Here is a 15946-nt window from a genome sequence, read left to right as displayed (position 1 = left end):
CCCAAAAAACCATGTATAATGGTGGAAAATTAATCCATAGGGCATGGGGGGGATTTTATGGCTAAAGGCTACGTATCTCTAACAGGCAAGTTTATGGCGTATACCGGAATCATCCTATTGGCGCTGATGGCGGGAATCTATGCCGTCGAGTGGCATGAGATAAGCAAGGATGCGGAAGCACAGCTGCTGGATAAAGGAAACAGCCTGGCAGTGGCGCTCTCCAAGACCCTGCAGAGCGTCACCGAAGATGACATTCGCAACGGCGTTGTCTTGAGGAATGGAACAAGGCTGACGGGAGAAGAGCTGAAGAGCCGTTTATTCAATGATAAGCTGACGGTCCTGCCGGAAAGCCAGCAGGAAGCGCAGAAGCGCTCGAAGGACCCGGCTTATGCGGAAGGCAAGCAGCAGCTGTTTGACGGCCGTTCCGTTCCGCTTGCGCAATATGAGCTTAAATATACAAGCGCTTTCGACGAATATACCGATGATCGCTGGCAGGCGGTGATCGATAGCTTCCTGACGGACGATAACGTCATCTTTGCTATTCCGTCGATGTATTCGGATCATCCGGACTTCGTCGGCTATACGGCAACGCATAACAGCAAATACAGTCCGCAGGGCGAGGCATCCAAGGATTCATGGGGGGCCGCGGGCCTGTTGAGTCAAAAGTACCGGGGCAACCGGGTCTTCAATGATGAGACCGGATACCGGTCTGCCGTAACCAAAGACACGTCCAAGGCACTGCTGCAGAAATACCCCCGCAATCTCGAGGGCAAGATCGTGGAAACGTGGAATATTTCGTACCCGCTTACAATCGAAGGCAAACATTGGGGCGGCGTCCGCGTCGCCTTGTCCAAGGAAGGGTCCGACGCTTTGGTGGCCAAGCAGCGTATGCTGATGGGCGGCGCATTCGGGCTGCTATATGCGGGCATGCTCCTTCTTTTGTTCGTGTTATCCCGACTGATTGTTGCACGCAAGCTGCGGTTCGTCCTTCGGGCAACGGCCAACCTGAACTCCCATGAGGCCGATTTGACCTACCGGATTCCGGTAAAAGGAAAGGATGAGATGGGACAGCTGGCGGAAGAGGTGAACCGGTTTATCGCCCATCTTCAAGGCATAATCGGTACGGTGCATGGCATGTCGGGCCGGATAGGGGATATATCCGGCAAGCTGACGGAGAGCGCAGCCCAATCAACCGCTATGGCCTCTGATATATCGCGTACCGTTCGGGAAATGGCAGCCGGTGCCGAGAATCAGGCTTCCGGGGCCGAGGACAGCGCCAAAGCGATGGAAGAGATGGCCGGCGGGATTCAGCGTATTGCCGAAGCATCCTCGCATGTGACGGAGGCTACAAAACGTCTCGTTGAGGAGGCCGATCAGGGCAGCCGTTCGTCCGAGAAGGCGATGGAGCAGATGGGCACGATGAATGAATCTGCCCGCAAGGTAGCCGAGGCCATTCACAAGCTGGAGGAAGGGATGCAGGTTGTGGGCGAGATGGCGCATGTGATTTCGGGAATTGCCTCCCAGACGGGGCTGCTTGCACTCAATGCGGCGATTGAGGCGGCCCGGGCGGGAGAGCATGGCAAAGGCTTCGCCGTTGTGGCCGGGGAAGTGCGCAAGCTGGCCGATCAATCGGAGGCCTCCGCCGGGCAAATTCACGAGATGGTCGAAGGCATACAAACCACCATGAAAGGCGCTGTGCTTGCCATGCAGCAGGGCGGGAAGGACGTCGAGCTTGGAGTTCTTCAAGTTGAAGAGGTTCGCCGGGTGCTCGGGAGCATGGTCGGCATGATCCACAGCATTTCCGGGCAGATGGAGGAAGTGTCCGCTGCTGCCGAGCAAATGACAGCCGGTACGGAGGAAGTGACCGCGGGCATCGAGGAAATGGCGAGAATCGCCGGATCGGCATCGGAGAATGCGCACCAGGTAGCTGAAGCATCACAACGGCAGCTCCAGGAATCGGAGGAAACCCGGGCTCTATCGGATGCGCTTCGTTCAGCCGAGCGGCAATTGAGTGAAACCGTGGGCAGGTTTAGGTTTTAAACCGCCCGCGGTTTCTTTTTTTTCGCCAAATATGGATCTGCCGAACTTCATATTCATCGTTACGGCATCCCAAGGCTGTGGTACAATAGCTACGTAAAATCGAAGCGGACAAGAATCAGACTCAGCATGCCGAAAGACAGAGCGGGTCAAGAGGACGAATGAGGTGTGGCAGCGTGGGGTATTTCCTGCTTTTTTTGGCGACGTTATCCTGGAGCTTTGTCGGGATCCTGGTGAAGACGGCATCGGGGATGGTCGATAGTACGACGATTACCTTTGCACGGTTTGCGTTAGGGATTGTTTTTTTAGGCATTTTACTGCTTTTGAAGGACGGGCAAATCAAGCTTCGCGGCAATATGAAGTGGATATGGCTTGGGGCGCTTGGCAAAAGCTGCAACTATTTCTTCGAAAACCTGGCCCTATCGATCGGCTATTCATATGGCAATATCTTGGTAGGGCCGATCCAGACCGTGATTTTGCTGCTGGTTTCGGCCTTTTACTTTAAGGAGCGCGTCTCGGCTCGCGGATGGGCGGCGGCGGGTCTTTGTATCGGAGGCGTGCTGATGATCAGCTGGAACGGGCTTCCGCTGCATCAGATGCTGGCGAGCAACGGCTTGACGACCGTTCTGTTTATTTTCTCCGCGGTCGGCACAACCTTCCACGTATTAAGCCAGAAAATGCTGATTCAATCGATGGATGCGGAAAATATGAACTTCTCCGTCTTTTTCTGGTGCTCGCTGCTTATGGCGCTTCCGCTGCCGGTACAAGCCCATGCGACAGGGCCGGTGAACGGATGGGCGATTGCAGCCCTGCTCGGGCTCGGGCTCATAACCGGGCTAAGCTTCAACTGGTTCGCGCAGGCACTCAAAAGAGTGAGCTTTGCTGTTGCCGTCATTGTCAGCAACAGCGGAGTCCTGTTCACGATAGCATGGTCATATTTATTTTTTCATGATCCTATTACTGTCTATATTATAGGCGGGGCGGGCGTTTTCATGGCCGGGCTGCTGCTGCTGAACTGGCCTCTGAAGCAAAGGGTCAAGCTCGATCAAAGCAAGCGGCTTGAAGCCTAGAGGCGGCTAGCGGCAGGAAACAGGGAACAATAGAGATGATATCGGTCGTAATCGGATCGCAGCCGTGGTGAAAGGAGATAAGGATCTACGTGAATAGAGAAGAAGATCGTCTTATCGGGCTGCCACCCGTGATGAATGCATCATGCCGGACGATTGTGCTCGGCTCCATGCCGGGCGCGCTGTCCTTAACCAAGCAGCAATATTACGGGCATCCGCGGAATCATTTCTGGAGGCTGCTGTATACCCTATTCGGCTCCCAGACGACGGCTCATCAGGGACAGCAGGTAAGCCCGAGCGAGAGCTACGAGGAGCGGCTTGCGTTTGCTTTATCGCATGGGATTGGTCTATGGGACGTGCTGGCCTCCTGCGAGCGGGAGGGCAGCCTGGATACGAACATCCGCCATCCAGAGCCGAATGACTTCGGATGGTTGTTTCGGAAGTACCCTCAAGTAAGCCGAGTCTTCTTCAACGGGCAGGCCGCCGGCGAGCTGTACCGGAAGAGGGTGCTGCCGAAGCTGAAGGAGCTTGGCATTGGGGAGCATCTCTCGTACATGGTGCTGCCCTCCACTAGCCCTGCGAGGACCTTGTCATTCGAGGCCAAGCTGGAATCCTGGGCCATACTCAGAGAGGAAGCGACGGCTGCCGACACGTTTAACCTACGGTAAGGAGGTCTCCAAGATGAAAGAAAACAAATATGATGATCACGCGTTTTTTCAACAATATAGTCAAATGGCCCGTTCCATCGGAGGCCTGGATGCTGCGGGAGAGTGGCATGCAGTAAAAAGAATGCTTCCGGACTTGCGGAATCAGCGGGTTTTGGATTTGGGCTGCGGTTATGGCTGGCATTGCCGTTATGCAATCGAGCAAGGGGCGAAGCAGGTCACCGGCGTCGATATTTCGGAACGAATGCTCCGGGAGGCGAAGCGTATGACGCAGTCAGACTCTATTCAATACCTGCAATTGCCAATTGAAGATATTGATTTTCCGGAGAATAGCTTTGATGTCGTCTTCAGCTCGCTGGCATTCCACTATATTCAGTCCTTCGAGGAGATTTGCCGCAAAGTAAACCGGTGTCTCACAAGCGGGGGCGCGTTTGTTTTCTCGGTCGAGCATCCGGTGTTCACCGCCCATGAGAAGCAGGATTGGCACTACGATGAGCTGGGCCAGAGGATGTTCTGGCCGGTAGACCGGTATTTTGCAGAAGGCATGCGTCATACCCGGTTTTTGGGCGAGAAAGTCACAAAATACCACAGGACGCTGACGTCATACATCAATCAATTAATCCGATCGGGGTTCCAGATCAGGGAGCTGGTGGAGCCTGAACCTGACCCAAGGCTTATGGATACTGGTCCTGAAATAAAGGATGAATTGCGAAGACCGATGTTTCTTCTGATATCCGCCGTAAAACTATAACCCGGGTTCTCTGGCAAAAGAGGATGAAGGTATTCCTTCCGGAATCCCTCATCCTCTTATTTTGGTGACACCACATAGGCTGAATCGGCTCCGCCGCAGACGGGGAATTCTCCTAATGACATCGTAAGCTAGCGCTAACCGTTTGGTTCATTTCAAAGTCAGGATACCGAACGGCAGATATCCTGCTTACTCTTCCTCAGCCGAATCCTTGAAAATGGCTCCGTTTAAGTTTTTGGTCGTTTTCACGTCCTCCACCGTATCATTCACGAACTCCATATCCTGATTTTCCGCTTTCATGGAGGCGGTTCCCTCGTAGTTTCCTTGATGCTTTTTATTTTCCGACATTCGATCTCTCTCCATTTCCTTGTATACTTGGCTTTCTTTCCCGAGCAGCGCGGATACGCCCGTGCCGAAGGCAGTAAGCTGTTCTTAAGCTTGCCTGGAAAGAGGACATTTATTCCTTATTGCGGGAATGTTTACAGAGGCGGATGGTATACTAAGGCTAACAACGATCATTTCCAATAGATGGGGGAACCAGCATGGCGAGACAAGCAAGCAGTGTGCCTTTCGGCTATATGCCGGAAGATGAACGTAAAGCTAAGCGGGGTACGGTATGGGTATACGACAGCTTCGAGACGTTCGGGGAGCAGCAGATGGCTGCACTAGTTCACATGGCGGAGGAAAAAACGGTAGCCAGGCTCGTGTTCTATCCTTTGCATGAGGAGACGCTCAAACGGATGGGGGACCGGGAGGCCGCGCCTTATTTTCGACGGGTAGAGGAGCTGGAGGCTTTGCTGGAGAGGCTTCCTTCGGAGACGGAGACGGTTATCGAACGGTTCGAGGGCAAACGCAAAAAGTACACGCCCGCCGATACCGCATTCCGTTATTTGGCCGATAAGTACCCCGGGCCTCATTTCATATGGGTAACGCAGGACATGGCGAATAAGCTGGTGTCCTTCGAATCGTTCGAGCCCTGGATCAAGAAGGTCCGTCTATGGATCGATATGCCTGCGGGGGCCAGCCCATCCGAGCTTCATCCCCGGCTGCAGACCACGGACCACAGGTGGGACGCCGTGCAATAGCGGGTCCATCATCGAAAAAATCCCCGATGTTCCCCGAAAAGCGGAGATCATTACGAAACCTATAGGGACTAGATAAGACATGATGACCTATAGGAGGGGACTATGAGAAAAAGGCTCATATGGATTATTGTCGGTTGTTTGGTGCTCGGAGGCATTTCGTACGGTGCTTTCGGCTTGTCGGAACGGCCGGTATCGGCTGAAATATCGAAGGAAACGAAGGGGCAGTTTGTCCGCGTAGAGGATGGGGGCAAGCGGCTCGTCGTGAGTACTGGCGGGCAGGAAGCAGCTTATCCGGTTTCTGCTGCGGTATGGGTATATCGTAATATGCAAAAGTCAGCCCTGGCGGATCTACAGCCTGGGGATACGGTAGACATTATTTTAAACAGCAAGGATCAGGCTGCCTATATTAAAGCCGCCAGCGCTCAAGAGTCGGCGCAGGCTTCGGCCGGCCAGGAATCCAACGATTCGGCTTCCCAAGGCAGCCCTACTTCGCCAGCGACGGGCGGCAGCGCAGAGGCGAGCGCCGGGACCGGCGCCAAGACGCCGACAGCGCCGGCGGAAGCAGGTTCCGGTGCAGCGGCTCCGCAAGGTACTCCTGCAGCCCCGACCGCATCATCGGCAGCGACGGCTTCCGGTTCGAAGTCGACGCCGGGGTCCAATGCGAGTACAGGGAAGGACACCGCCAGCGTCGGCACGCCAGGAACAAGCGGTTCATCTTCAGCCAAGGCTTGGGAGAAGCTGTCCTTTGAATGGAAGAGCCGCGAGTTCGAGCTTAAGGTCAAGCAGGAGCCGGCCAAGCCGGGTTCGTCGGGCCCATCGAAGAGCGAGATGTTCCTGCAGACGAACGACCGCTCCATCATTCATCTCGAGGGCGCCGAGGCGGACTCGTTCATTCAGCTGCTGATGAAGGGGGTTCCTTCTGACGCCAAATCGTTCGAGACCTCCTTGAAGCAAAAAATTGCTTCGGAGTTTCAGCTTAAAAACACATCCCCGGAATGGAAGCTGGATGTGAAATGGCTGGATAAAGCAGCGAACTCTTCGCCTCAGGAATCCAAGGCTAAAGGAAACGAGAAGGAAAAGCCGAAGGATAACGGAAAAGGCAAGGACAAGGAGAAGGAGAAGGAAAAAGAAAAGCATCAGGACAAGGGACGTAACGGTCATGATGATGATTGATGCTTTGCTTTAACAGGTAAGGAAAACCCCGCTTACAAGCAGGCCTAGTCATAAAGACGAAGCGCTGTAAGCGGGGTTTTTGTCATGGGTTAATGCTCCTTCGGCTTGCCTTTGCCCTTGCCTTTCCCGGGGTCATTCTCTTTCCCCTTGGGGCCGGCCTTGGAAGGCGTCTCCTGTTTACCGATGCCGAGCTTTTCTTGTACGGATTGAAGCCAGGTGCTCTGCGGGTCCGGCTCGGGAACGTAATCGGCCGGCACCGTGAACGGAGTCACGGGCACATCGCGCAGCGCGCGGGACATGATTTCCTTGAACAGCGCGGCGGGGACCGCTCCCCCGGTCATCAGATAGTGGTTCTTGTCCGTCTGATCGTAGCCGAGCCAGATAGCGGCGGTCAGCTCGGGCGTGAAGCCGACGAACCAGGCATCCTTGATGCCGTTGGCTCCGATGTCGGCAAATTCCTTGGTGTCGGGCAACTGCGTCGTGCCCGTCTTGCCTGCGGTCGGCCGCCCGAGCGCGGCGGCCTGACCCGTACCTGACTTGACTGCATCCTGCAGCAGTAAAGTCAGGGTGTAGGCGGTCGCCGGCTTCGTGACCGCGGCCGGCTGCGCCTGTGCTTCGACCAAGGGGTAGCCCTCCTTGGTCGTTACCTTCACGATGGCGTGCGCCTGCTGCCGCACGCCGAGATTGGCGATGGCGCCGAACGCTTGCGCCATCTGCAAGGGCGACACGCCCTCGGACAAGCCGCCGAGGGCGATGCTCAAAGAGCGGTCGGCAGGCCCAAGCGCTATGCCTGCCCGGCGGGCAAAGTCCATCCCCGCATCGATGCCGATCTCGTTCAGCAGCCATACGGCGGGGATGTTCCACGAGCGCATAATGGCTTCCCGCATCGTGACCTGCCCGCGGGTCTGACCGTCCCAGTCCTTGGGACGGTAGCCGGCAATATCGAGGTCTCCGTCATAAAGCGGAGAGCTCGGGGTATAGCCCTGCTCCAGAGCGGGGCCGTATACCGCCAGCGGCTTGAAGGACGAGCCGGGCTGCCGCTTCAGCTGCGTCGCATGGTTGAAGCCGCGGTAGACCTGCGGTCCGCGGGCGCCGACCAGCGCCCGGATGCCTCCGGTCTTGTGGTCCATAATGACCACGCCGCTCTGGATCAGCTGATCCGGCTTGCTCTCGGGGAACAAAGCATCGCTCGCGTACACATCCTGAGCCGCCTCTTGAACCTGCGGATCAAGGTCGGTGTAGATGCGGAGCCCGGTGGTCAGCACCTGCTCCTCCGTAAAGCCGTACAGATCCGCCGCCTCCTGGATGACATAATCGACATAGGAAGGGTATTTGCCCTTTAGCGATTCCTCATTGTGCTGCTTCAGCACGATCGGCTGAGCGACGGCCTGTTCATAGGCGGCCTCCGTAATGAAGTTCTGCTCCTTCATCAGCGATAAGACGAGATTGCGCCGATCCAGCGCCTTTTGCATATTTTTGGCCGGCGAATAGGCCGTGGGAGCCTTGGGCAGGCCGGCCAGCAGAGCAGACTCGGCCAGGCTTAGTTCCTGCACGGGCTTCGCGAAGTATTCCTGAGCCGCGCCCTCGACGCCCCAGCGGCCTTCCCCGAAATAGATGCTGTTTAAATACAGCTCCAATATTTCATCCTTGCTGTATACGGTATTGATTTTAAGAGCGTAGCCGGCTTCCTTCAGCTTGCGGCTTAACGTCTTATCCGATTGGAGGAATAAGTTTTTGGCCAGCTGCTGGGTCAGCGTGCTGCCGCCTTCCTTCATTTCGCCGGACATTACATCGCGAACCAGAGCGCGGGCCGTGGACCAGAGATCGATCCCCGAATGCTCATAAAACCGGCGGTCCTCCACCGCGATGACCGCATTGCGCAGATCGAGCGGGATTTGGTCCAGCGATACCGGGACGATACGGGAGGATGACAGCTGGGAAGCCGGCTTGCCGTTCCGGTCATAGATCAGCGTCGGCTCGGGCAGAGGGTTCTCCAGCTTGCTGATATCGAGGCTGCGAACCCACTGCGCGGCAGCAAATGCTGCTATGCCGCAGGCTACCGCCATAATCCCGGCAAGCCATAGCGCGATCCGTCCGAATCGGCGCCGGGCACGCTTCGGCCGCTTGGGCTGCTGCAGGCCCCGGCTTTCATCCGGGGCCGGTTGTTCCATCCTGTTCGTTTGCTTCGAAACGGAGGTATTTCGTGCTGCGTTCTTTCCTGCCCATTTGCGCCGCAGTCTCTTTCGCAGCAGCGCTAGTAAAGAAGGTTGTTTTGATGTCATGAAGTAAACCCCTCGCTACAAAAACTGGATATGGCGAGCAATACAAACTGTCGCATAGTAATGTATTCGGGCCATGGGCCGATTTTCAGTTGATACCGCCGATATTTCTGCATGCCAAAGAACCCCGGCAGGGTCTGGTACCGCAGCTGCCGGAGTTCTTTGATTAGTCCCATTCTGCTATTGCTATTGAATGGGATCGGGCACCAGCCCGCTTTTCATCACCTGGGAGTTCGTCGGCATGCTGGCCATTTCCTTGCCAAGCCGCTTCACTTCCTCCTCGTTATTCGCCATGCGGCCGTTCATGGCTTCCTCAATCGGTTTGCCGGCCTCCTTGGGCTCGTGGCTGGCCAAATACTGCTCGACCTCGGCCATCATCTGAGCCGCCGCTTCTATGGCGCTGAGAGGAATATCCCCTCCGTCTTTGAAGCAAGCTTTGTGAAGATGAACGATAGTGAGGCCGTTGGTTGCCGTTTGGGCCGGCAGCTGGTACAGATAGTCCTTCAGCGTGATAGGGTCGCGGAACATGATCTCATATACGCATCCATCTCGCTGAGCTCGTTCGGCAAAGCCTAGAGCCGTTAATATATTGTGCACGTGGGAAAAGGGGCGCGTGATCAAATGCATCTGCTTCTTGCGTGTCATTGCCTTCACACTCCTTGAATGGTGGTGTGGGAATGCCAGCGACCGAAATCAGGCATCCCGAGAATCGGGTAGTTGTATTTACCCTGTTTCCCAGGCCTTGAAACAGGCGGCAGAGTGAAGCCCCTTATGGCGCCGTATGAATGGAAGTCCTCTTATGATGCTTCCTGGCCGAGCGAAGAGCGCTTAACGTCCAGAGCGCTCCGAACAGGTCGATAAGGCTGAGCGCAATGAAGATCGGCTTCAGCATACCCAGCAAGACGAAGGTCGTCATGAACACGATGATCGATGCCCGCGTATAGACGGTCAAGTAGAAGAAGTATGTCATTCCTCCAAGGGCCAAAGTACAATAGTAGAACGCCAGGAAGAGCAGGAACATGCCTATGACGCGAATCCAGATTTCGCTTTCCTGGGTGTAGCCAAGCAGCGGAGCCAGCAGACCCGGTACGACCAACAGGGCCAGGCTGAGTGTGAACATGTACAGGCTGAAGTAGAATACCGTTTTGGCCGGATAGGACATTTTGGACAACAACGAATTTCGCCTCCTTTCGATGGATTGTGATAGTTATCGAACATGAGCATAGGACTATCGTACCTAAACAGGGATATTATGTAAATAAGGAAAGGGGAAATCTGCCTATTTTTGTTTGGGCAGGATAGGCCGTGTTATAATACAGGCAATGGAGAGAACATTAGGTGGAGTGACAATATATGCGGATTAACAAATTTATAAGTGAGACGGGCTTCTGCTCGCGGCGCGAGGTGGACAAATTGGTTGAAGCCGGGCGCGTAACCATTAACGGCAAGAGGGCCGAGCTGGGCAGCCAGGTGGAAGAAGGGGATGAGGTCCGGGTCGACGGCAAGCCGATCAGCACCAGGAAGAAGGGCGTCTACATCGCGCTGAACAAGCCGGTCGGCATTACAAGCACGACGGAGCAGCACATTCGCGGCAATATCGTTGACTTCGTCGGGCATAAGGAACGGATCTTTCCTATCGGGCGGCTGGATAAAGATTCCGAGGGGCTGATCCTGTTGACCAATGACGGAGATATCGTGAACAAAATCCTGCGGGCGGAAAACAACCACGAGAAGGAATATATCGTCACGGTGGATAAACCGATTACCCCGATGTTTTTGCAGGGCATGGCGGGCGGAGTCCATATTTTGGGCACCGTAACCAAGCCTTGCCGCATATACAAGCAGGGAGACAGGGTGTTCCGAATTATTCTGACCCAGGGATTGAACCGGCAAATCCGGAGAATGTGCAGTGCATTCGGATATGAGGTCCGCCGCTTGAAGCGGGTAAGAATTATGAACATCCATCTGGGCCCGCTGCCTGCAGGCAAATGGCGGGACTTGACGGATCAGGAAATGGACGAGCTGCTGCGAACGATCGCTCACGACCGTAAGTAAGCGGCGGCATGAGGCAAGCCGGCTCGACTCCGGAGCTGGCCGGCTCGCGCTCTACCCCTGAATCAGCTTCGAAGCCAAGTCTCCTGGCGGCAGTAATGATTCCCAGCCCCTGTGCAGAAACGCTCGTTTCATGTACAATTTCCTTCATGGCTTTCACCACATACGGTTTACGACCGGAGTACCCGGCATTTCTTTACCATTCATATGAGCCCTTTCCATGCCGTGGCGGTATAAATGAAACCGGTCCGGAAGTCCAAAACAGTCCAAATCGGCGCAAAATTGTTAGAAAATAGTTTGTATCCCTATACTTTTTACATCTTATCTCGGGATATAACGCCGTTTAGCGGCAAGCTGTTCCTTGGAAGCATGCATAAATTGCGATATAATAAGTATATATAAGTATATATAAATGTTGCTTATGTATGGTTTGAAAAATTGAGTTTTAAGGGAGGTGTACCTATCCGCCTCACCGAGGGGATAGGGAATTATTGAGTAGTGACCCGTTACCTTTATTGTGGAATCTGGTATTGATTCTTGTTTTGATCTTATTGAATGGATTTTTTGTCGCTGTAGAATTTGCGATGGTTAAGGTTCGTAACAGCAGGATTGAAACGTTGGCCAAGGATGGGAACACAAGCGCCAAGTTTGCCCAAAAAATTACGAGCAACTTGAATGCTTATCTGTCTGCGTGCCAGTTAGGTATCACATTAGCGTCACTAGCTTTAGGTTGGGTCGGGGAACCGACCGTATCGAGAATCATTGAGCCTGTGCTCAAGGATTTTGGGTTTAACGATACACTGATTCATACGATTTCTTTTATCATTTCCTTTTCCGTAATTACCACGCTGCATATTACTTTGGGTGAGCAATTTCCGAAGACTTATGCGATTCGCAAGCCGGAGCAGATCACGATGATGTCTGCAGGACCTATGATTTTGTTCTATAAAATTATGTTCCCATTCAACTGGCTATTGAATACGATTTCCAACTGGATGCTCCGCAAGGCGGGGATCGAGGTTACTTCCGAGCATGACTCGGCTCACACGGAAGAAGAAATTCGCGTACTGATGAAAGAAAGCCATAAGAACGGCTTGATCGATAACACCGAGCTTACGCTGGTTGATAATATTTTTGAATTTACCGAAACGAATGCGCGTGAAATTATGATTCCCCGCACGGATATGGGCTGCTTATACGTCCAAATGTCGTTTGAGGAGAATATGAAAATTGCGCTAGACGAGATGCGAACACGCTACCCGGTTTGTGATCCGGATAAAGATAACATTATCGGGTTTGTCCATATAAAAGATTTATTGAAGGCCAACGCCAACAGCGCGGACATTCGTAAAGTCATTCGTCCTATTACCAAAGTTCCTGAGTCGATGCCGATCAGCAACCTGCTGAAGCTGATGCAGAAGAAGAGAGCGCAAATTGCTCTGTTGATCGACGAATATGGGGGTACTTCGGGTATGGTGACACTCGAGGATATCATTGAGGAAATCGTCGGTGAAATTCAGGATGAATTCGATACGGATGAGCGTCCAGTGCTGGAGCAAAAGGACGAAAGAACGTTTTCTATCGACGGCCGTATGCTGATCGATGAAGTGAATGACCGATTCGGGACCGAGATCGATACCGAGGACTATGATACGATCGGCGGTTGGGTCTACTCCCATATCGAGATTCCCCCTAAAAAAGGCCAGAAGATCGCATACAATGACCAATATGAGTTTATTGTGGAAGAAACGGATGAACTCAGGGTTTCGCGGATTATCGTGAAGAAGCTGTCCGTAGAAACACTAACGGCTTAAATTCATCAATAATAAAAGGGCTGCAAGGCCAGGTTGGAAGATACCTGGTCTGTGCGGCCCTTTACTTTTCTAATCTTATGTAAGAGTTCTAGCAGTTAAACTTATAGCCTACGCCGCGGACCGTTTGTACGAAAACGGGCTCGGTCGGATTGGGCTCGATTTTTTTGCGCAGATTGCTGATATGCACGAGAAGGGTTCGGGTGTCCCCGTTGCTGTCCACTCCCCAGGCCATTTTGTACAGCTGCTCGATGGGCACCACTTTATTCGGCTTTTTGGCCATTAAGGCCAACAGGTCGAATTCTTTGGACGACAAGGGGGCAATGGTTCCGTTGACCCAGACATTGCGGCTGAGAAGATCGATTTCAAGCCCCGGAAACGACAGCTGCTGCGATTCCTCCTTTTGCTGGTCCAGCTGCTGCTTGCGGCGCAGATGGGCCTTCACTCTCGCGACGAGCTGGCTCGGGCTGAAGGGCTTGGTCACGTAATCGTCGCCGCCGATGCTTAAGCCAAGAATGATATCCATATCCTCGCTCTTACAGCTGATGAACAAGATCGGAATGTCGTAATTTCTGCGGATCTGCCGGCATATTTCAATACCATCCATCCCCGGCAGCAGCACATCCAGGATCACCATATCCGGTTTATGCTGCTCCATATACTCCATAGCCCCGGTGCCGCTGTCCGTGCTTATCACTTCATATCCTTCCTTGATCAAGTACAATCGAATGAGCTCAATAATTTCCGGTTCGTCATCTACGATTAATATTTTTTCAGCTGGCATTGTCACTCTTCATCTCCTGACCCCTGTTGTAACCTGCTAGTTCCCAAAAAATGAAAATTGCGATACGATGAGAGAAAAATGTTATAGAAAGAACGTGATTTCCGTTTCCAGATTATATCTCTATTATATATGGATTCCAGTTGTTTTTGCTATCCTTTTGTTAAGCGGGTGCGGCAAGGACGAGACGGTAAAGCGGCTTCAGCCTCTTGCGGTTGATGGGGTCATGGATCTGCGGAGCTGGCAATTTGAGCAGGACGGCGGCGTGGAATTAAACGGAGATTGGGACTTTTACTGGAGGCAATTGGTTGACCCGCAGGAGGCTGCCTCAAACGGATATCTGCGTCAGGTTCCGGATCGGCTCAAGCTTCCCGCCGCCTGGAATGGACATTGGGTCAACGGTGAAGCGCTATCCGGGATCGGCTATGCGACGTTTCATCTGAAGCTGTTGACGCAGCCGACCGATCGCATTTTGGCAGTGGAGATGCCTTCTATACGCACAGCCTATACCTTGTGGATCAATGGCGAGCGGCTCGCCCAAGCAGGTAAGGTAGGGGTCAGTCCCGAGGAAGGGGAGCCGGGATATAGACCTCAGGTCGTCTATTTTAAACCGGCGAGTACGACGTTGGATATCGTGCTCCAGGTTTCCAATTACGATCACCGGCTCGGAGGAATATGGAACGAGCTGAAGTTGGGGGAAGCCTCTCAGATCACAACAAGCCATAATAATCATATGGGTCTTGATTTAATGCTGGTAGGAAGCTTGCTGTTGATGGGGCTGTACCACTTCGGGCTGTTCCTTATCCGCTTTAAAGAGAGAGGATCGCTTTATTTCTCCCTATTCTGCCTGTTGATCGGGATACGAGCTACGTATGTCGGCGAGGGGGCCGCACTGCAAATGTTCCCGTCCGTTTCTTGGGAATGCGGCTTGCGGATAGAGTATCTATGCTACTATTTGGCGCTGCCGCTGGCGGTCATGTTCTGCAGATCATTATACCCGCAGGAGATTATGCGTTTTTTCGTGGTCGGAACACAGGTGATTGGGGCCGTCTTCTCAGTCGTGGTGATAATCCTTCCGCCAAAGCAATTCACATTCACGACCCAGCCCTACCAAGTGATTACAGTGCTGGTCTGCGTGTACGTGCTGACCGGGATCGTCAGAGCTCTGCTCCGCGGCAGGGAAGGGGCTTGGTTTGCTCTATTGGGGGGCATCGTATACGCGATTACGGTTTGTATAGATATTTTGTATTATAATCAGTGGATTCATTTAGGGAACATCTCTTCCTTTGGCTTGTTTTTCTTCATATTTATGACATCGTTTATCATCAGCCTCAAGTCCTTCAAAGCCTTTGCTTCAGTGGAGACCTTGTCCCGCCAGCTGCGTGAGCTGAATATGGGTCTGGAGCACCGGATCAAGGAAAGAACAGCCGAGCTTCAGAGGTCTAACCGGAGATTGGAGAAAATGAACGAGGATTTGGGACGTCTGGAAACCTCCAGGCGCCATCTGCTGAGCAACATATCCCACGATCTCGGGACGCCAATGACGCTTATCCAGGGTTATGTGGAGGCTTTAATTGACAGGGTTGTTGTCGACCCTGACCAGCAGGAAAAATATTTGCGGCTCATTCTGGGGCGAATCACGGGCTTGAACCGGCTTATAGCCGATTTGTTCCAGCTCTCCAAGCTTGAGGCCAGACAAATTGACTTTTCCATGCAGGAGATGGCCATAGAAGACGTCATTCACTTTTACAGCGATCGCTACGATCTTGAGGTGAAGAATGCCGGCCTGCATTTCAGTGTACAGGCTCCTATCCCTGCTTCGGAGGAGCGGAATAAAACCGGGAGCGTATTTATCGATATCGACCGGATCGATCAGGTATTGACCAATATTATTTATAACGCGATCAAGCATACTCCCGTGGGAGGATTTATACAGCTCCAAATGGCTATTGAAGGACAAGCGCTTGTAATGCGGGTGCAGGACAATGGGAGCGGGATCGATCCGGAAGACTTACCTTACATATTCGACCGTTTTTATAAGAAGGACAAGGCGCGCAACTCCGCCGAGGGGGGCAGCGGCCTGGGACTTGCCATCGCCAAAGAAATCGTGGAATTCCATGGCGGGCGCATCTGGGCGGAGAGCCGGCTCGGACAAGGAGCCTGCATCTGCTTCCTGCTGCCGCTACAGCCGGCCAAGCAGATCATTCGCGCTTAAGTGAAGGAGAGGAATTCTTCTGCCCGGACAATA

General features: G+C 53.3%; 14 protein-coding genes. 9 read left to right on the top strand and 5 right to left on the bottom strand.

Features of this window, described 5'->3' with window-relative positions:
* The first annotated feature begins 57 nt into the window (after positions 1-57).
* The 4 genes from B1728_RS15455 (at position 58) to B1728_RS15440 (ending at position 4520) form a co-directional block, all read left to right on the top strand.
* Entirely contained in the window at positions 58-2040 is a 1983-nt protein-coding gene (locus B1728_RS15455) for a methyl-accepting chemotaxis protein (protein ID WP_079911138.1), read from the top strand.
* 173 nt (positions 2041-2213) lie between these two features.
* The gene (locus B1728_RS15450) at positions 2214-3107 is read left to right on the top strand and encodes a DMT family transporter (RefSeq protein ID WP_079911137.1); all 894 of its coding nucleotides are present in this window, start codon (positions 2214-2216) and stop codon (positions 3105-3107) included.
* 89 nt (positions 3108-3196) lie between these two features.
* On the top strand, positions 3197-3772 hold the full coding sequence (locus tag B1728_RS15445) for a DNA-deoxyinosine glycosylase (protein WP_256865367.1): 576 nt from the start codon (positions 3197-3199) through the stop codon (positions 3770-3772).
* A gap of 13 nt (positions 3773-3785) precedes the next feature.
* Positions 3786-4520: a class I SAM-dependent methyltransferase gene (locus B1728_RS15440; protein ID WP_079911136.1), complete on the top strand. Its 735-nt coding sequence runs from the start codon at positions 3786-3788 to the stop codon at positions 4518-4520.
* Positions 4521-4706: 186 nt separating this feature from the next.
* Here B1728_RS15440 and B1728_RS36285 read toward each other — a convergent pair whose 3' ends face one another.
* A complete protein-coding gene (locus tag B1728_RS36285) occupies positions 4707-4865 on the bottom strand; it encodes a hypothetical protein (RefSeq protein WP_179136032.1) in 159 nt (52 codons plus the stop codon).
* 194 nt (positions 4866-5059) lie between these two features.
* Between B1728_RS36285 and B1728_RS15435 the strand changes: the two genes are divergently transcribed.
* Both B1728_RS15435 and B1728_RS15430 read left to right on the top strand, forming a co-directional pair.
* Positions 5060-5602: a hypothetical protein gene (locus tag B1728_RS15435; protein WP_079911135.1), complete on the top strand. Its 543-nt coding sequence runs from the start codon at positions 5060-5062 to the stop codon at positions 5600-5602.
* A gap of 102 nt (positions 5603-5704) precedes the next feature.
* The gene (locus tag B1728_RS15430) at positions 5705-6775 is read left to right on the top strand and encodes a hypothetical protein (RefSeq protein ID WP_079911134.1); all 1071 of its coding nucleotides are present in this window, start codon (positions 5705-5707) and stop codon (positions 6773-6775) included.
* 89 nt (positions 6776-6864) lie between these two features.
* On the opposite strand, the gene B1728_RS15425 is transcribed toward B1728_RS15430, so the two are convergent.
* From B1728_RS15425 to B1728_RS15415, 3 genes are all read right to left on the bottom strand, one after another.
* Entirely contained in the window at positions 6865-9057 is a 2193-nt protein-coding gene (locus B1728_RS15425) for a transglycosylase domain-containing protein (protein WP_218672302.1), read from the bottom strand.
* Between the two features lie 183 nt (positions 9058-9240).
* Complete coding sequence (locus B1728_RS15420; RefSeq protein WP_079911133.1) at positions 9241-9699, bottom strand: hypothetical protein; 459 nt, start codon at positions 9697-9699, stop codon at positions 9241-9243.
* Positions 9700-9823: 124 nt separating this feature from the next.
* Complete coding sequence (locus tag B1728_RS15415) at positions 9824-10228, bottom strand: hypothetical protein (protein WP_079911132.1); 405 nt, start codon at positions 10226-10228, stop codon at positions 9824-9826.
* A 179-nt stretch (positions 10229-10407) separates the two neighbouring features.
* Here B1728_RS15415 and rluF point away from each other — a divergent pair, with 179 nt between their 5' ends.
* Both rluF and B1728_RS15405 read left to right on the top strand, forming a co-directional pair.
* Complete coding sequence (gene rluF / locus B1728_RS15410) at positions 10408-11109, top strand: 23S rRNA pseudouridine(2604) synthase RluF (RefSeq protein WP_079911131.1); 702 nt, start codon at positions 10408-10410, stop codon at positions 11107-11109.
* A 488-nt stretch (positions 11110-11597) separates the two neighbouring features.
* Complete coding sequence (locus B1728_RS15405; RefSeq protein WP_256865366.1) at positions 11598-12920, top strand: hemolysin family protein; 1323 nt, start codon at positions 11598-11600, stop codon at positions 12918-12920.
* Positions 12921-13008: 88 nt separating this feature from the next.
* Here the strand turns inward: B1728_RS15405 and B1728_RS15400 are convergent, their stop codons facing one another.
* Positions 13009-13701 (bottom strand): response regulator transcription factor, encoded by a 693-nt coding sequence (locus B1728_RS15400; protein ID WP_079911129.1) that lies wholly within the window; start codon positions 13699-13701, stop codon positions 13009-13011.
* A gap of 67 nt (positions 13702-13768) precedes the next feature.
* On the opposite strand from B1728_RS15400, the gene B1728_RS15395 reads away from it, so the two are divergent.
* Entirely contained in the window at positions 13769-15913 is a 2145-nt protein-coding gene (locus B1728_RS15395; RefSeq protein WP_079911128.1) for a sensor histidine kinase, read from the top strand.
* Positions 15914-15946 lie beyond the last annotated feature (33 nt).

This window comes from Paenibacillus sp. 32352, assembly GCF_002042965.1.
In the GTDB taxonomy this organism is placed as follows: domain Bacteria; phylum Bacillota; class Bacilli; order Paenibacillales; family NBRC-103111; genus Paenibacillus_S; species Paenibacillus_S vulneris.
Note: the sequence above shows the minus strand (reverse complement) of the source record. Positions and strands in the feature narration are given on the sequence as shown.

Coding starts and splice junctions, on each gene's coding strand:
- B1728_RS15455 (WP_079911138.1), top strand. CDS start 58: ATGGCTAAAGGCTACGTATCTCTAACAGGCAAGTTTATGGCGTATACC.
- B1728_RS15440 (WP_079911136.1), top strand. CDS start 3,786: ATGAAAGAAAACAAATATGATGATCACGCGTTTTTTCAACAATATAGT.
- B1728_RS36285 (WP_179136032.1), bottom strand. CDS start 4,865: ATGTCGGAAAATAAAAAGCATCAAGGAAACTACGAGGGAACCGCCTCC.
- B1728_RS15435 (WP_079911135.1), top strand. CDS start 5,060: ATGGCGAGACAAGCAAGCAGTGTGCCTTTCGGCTATATGCCGGAAGAT.
- B1728_RS15430 (WP_079911134.1), top strand. CDS start 5,705: ATGAGAAAAAGGCTCATATGGATTATTGTCGGTTGTTTGGTGCTCGGA.
- B1728_RS15425 (WP_218672302.1), bottom strand. CDS start 9,057: ATGACATCAAAACAACCTTCTTTACTAGCGCTGCTGCGAAAGAGACTG.
- B1728_RS15420 (WP_079911133.1), bottom strand. CDS start 9,699: ATGACACGCAAGAAGCAGATGCATTTGATCACGCGCCCCTTTTCCCAC.
- rluF (WP_079911131.1), top strand. CDS start 10,408: ATGCGGATTAACAAATTTATAAGTGAGACGGGCTTCTGCTCGCGGCGC.
- B1728_RS15400 (WP_079911129.1), bottom strand. CDS start 13,701: ATGCCAGCTGAAAAAATATTAATCGTAGATGACGAACCGGAAATTATT.
- B1728_RS15395 (WP_079911128.1), top strand. CDS start 13,769: ATGAGAGAAAAATGTTATAGAAAGAACGTGATTTCCGTTTCCAGATTA.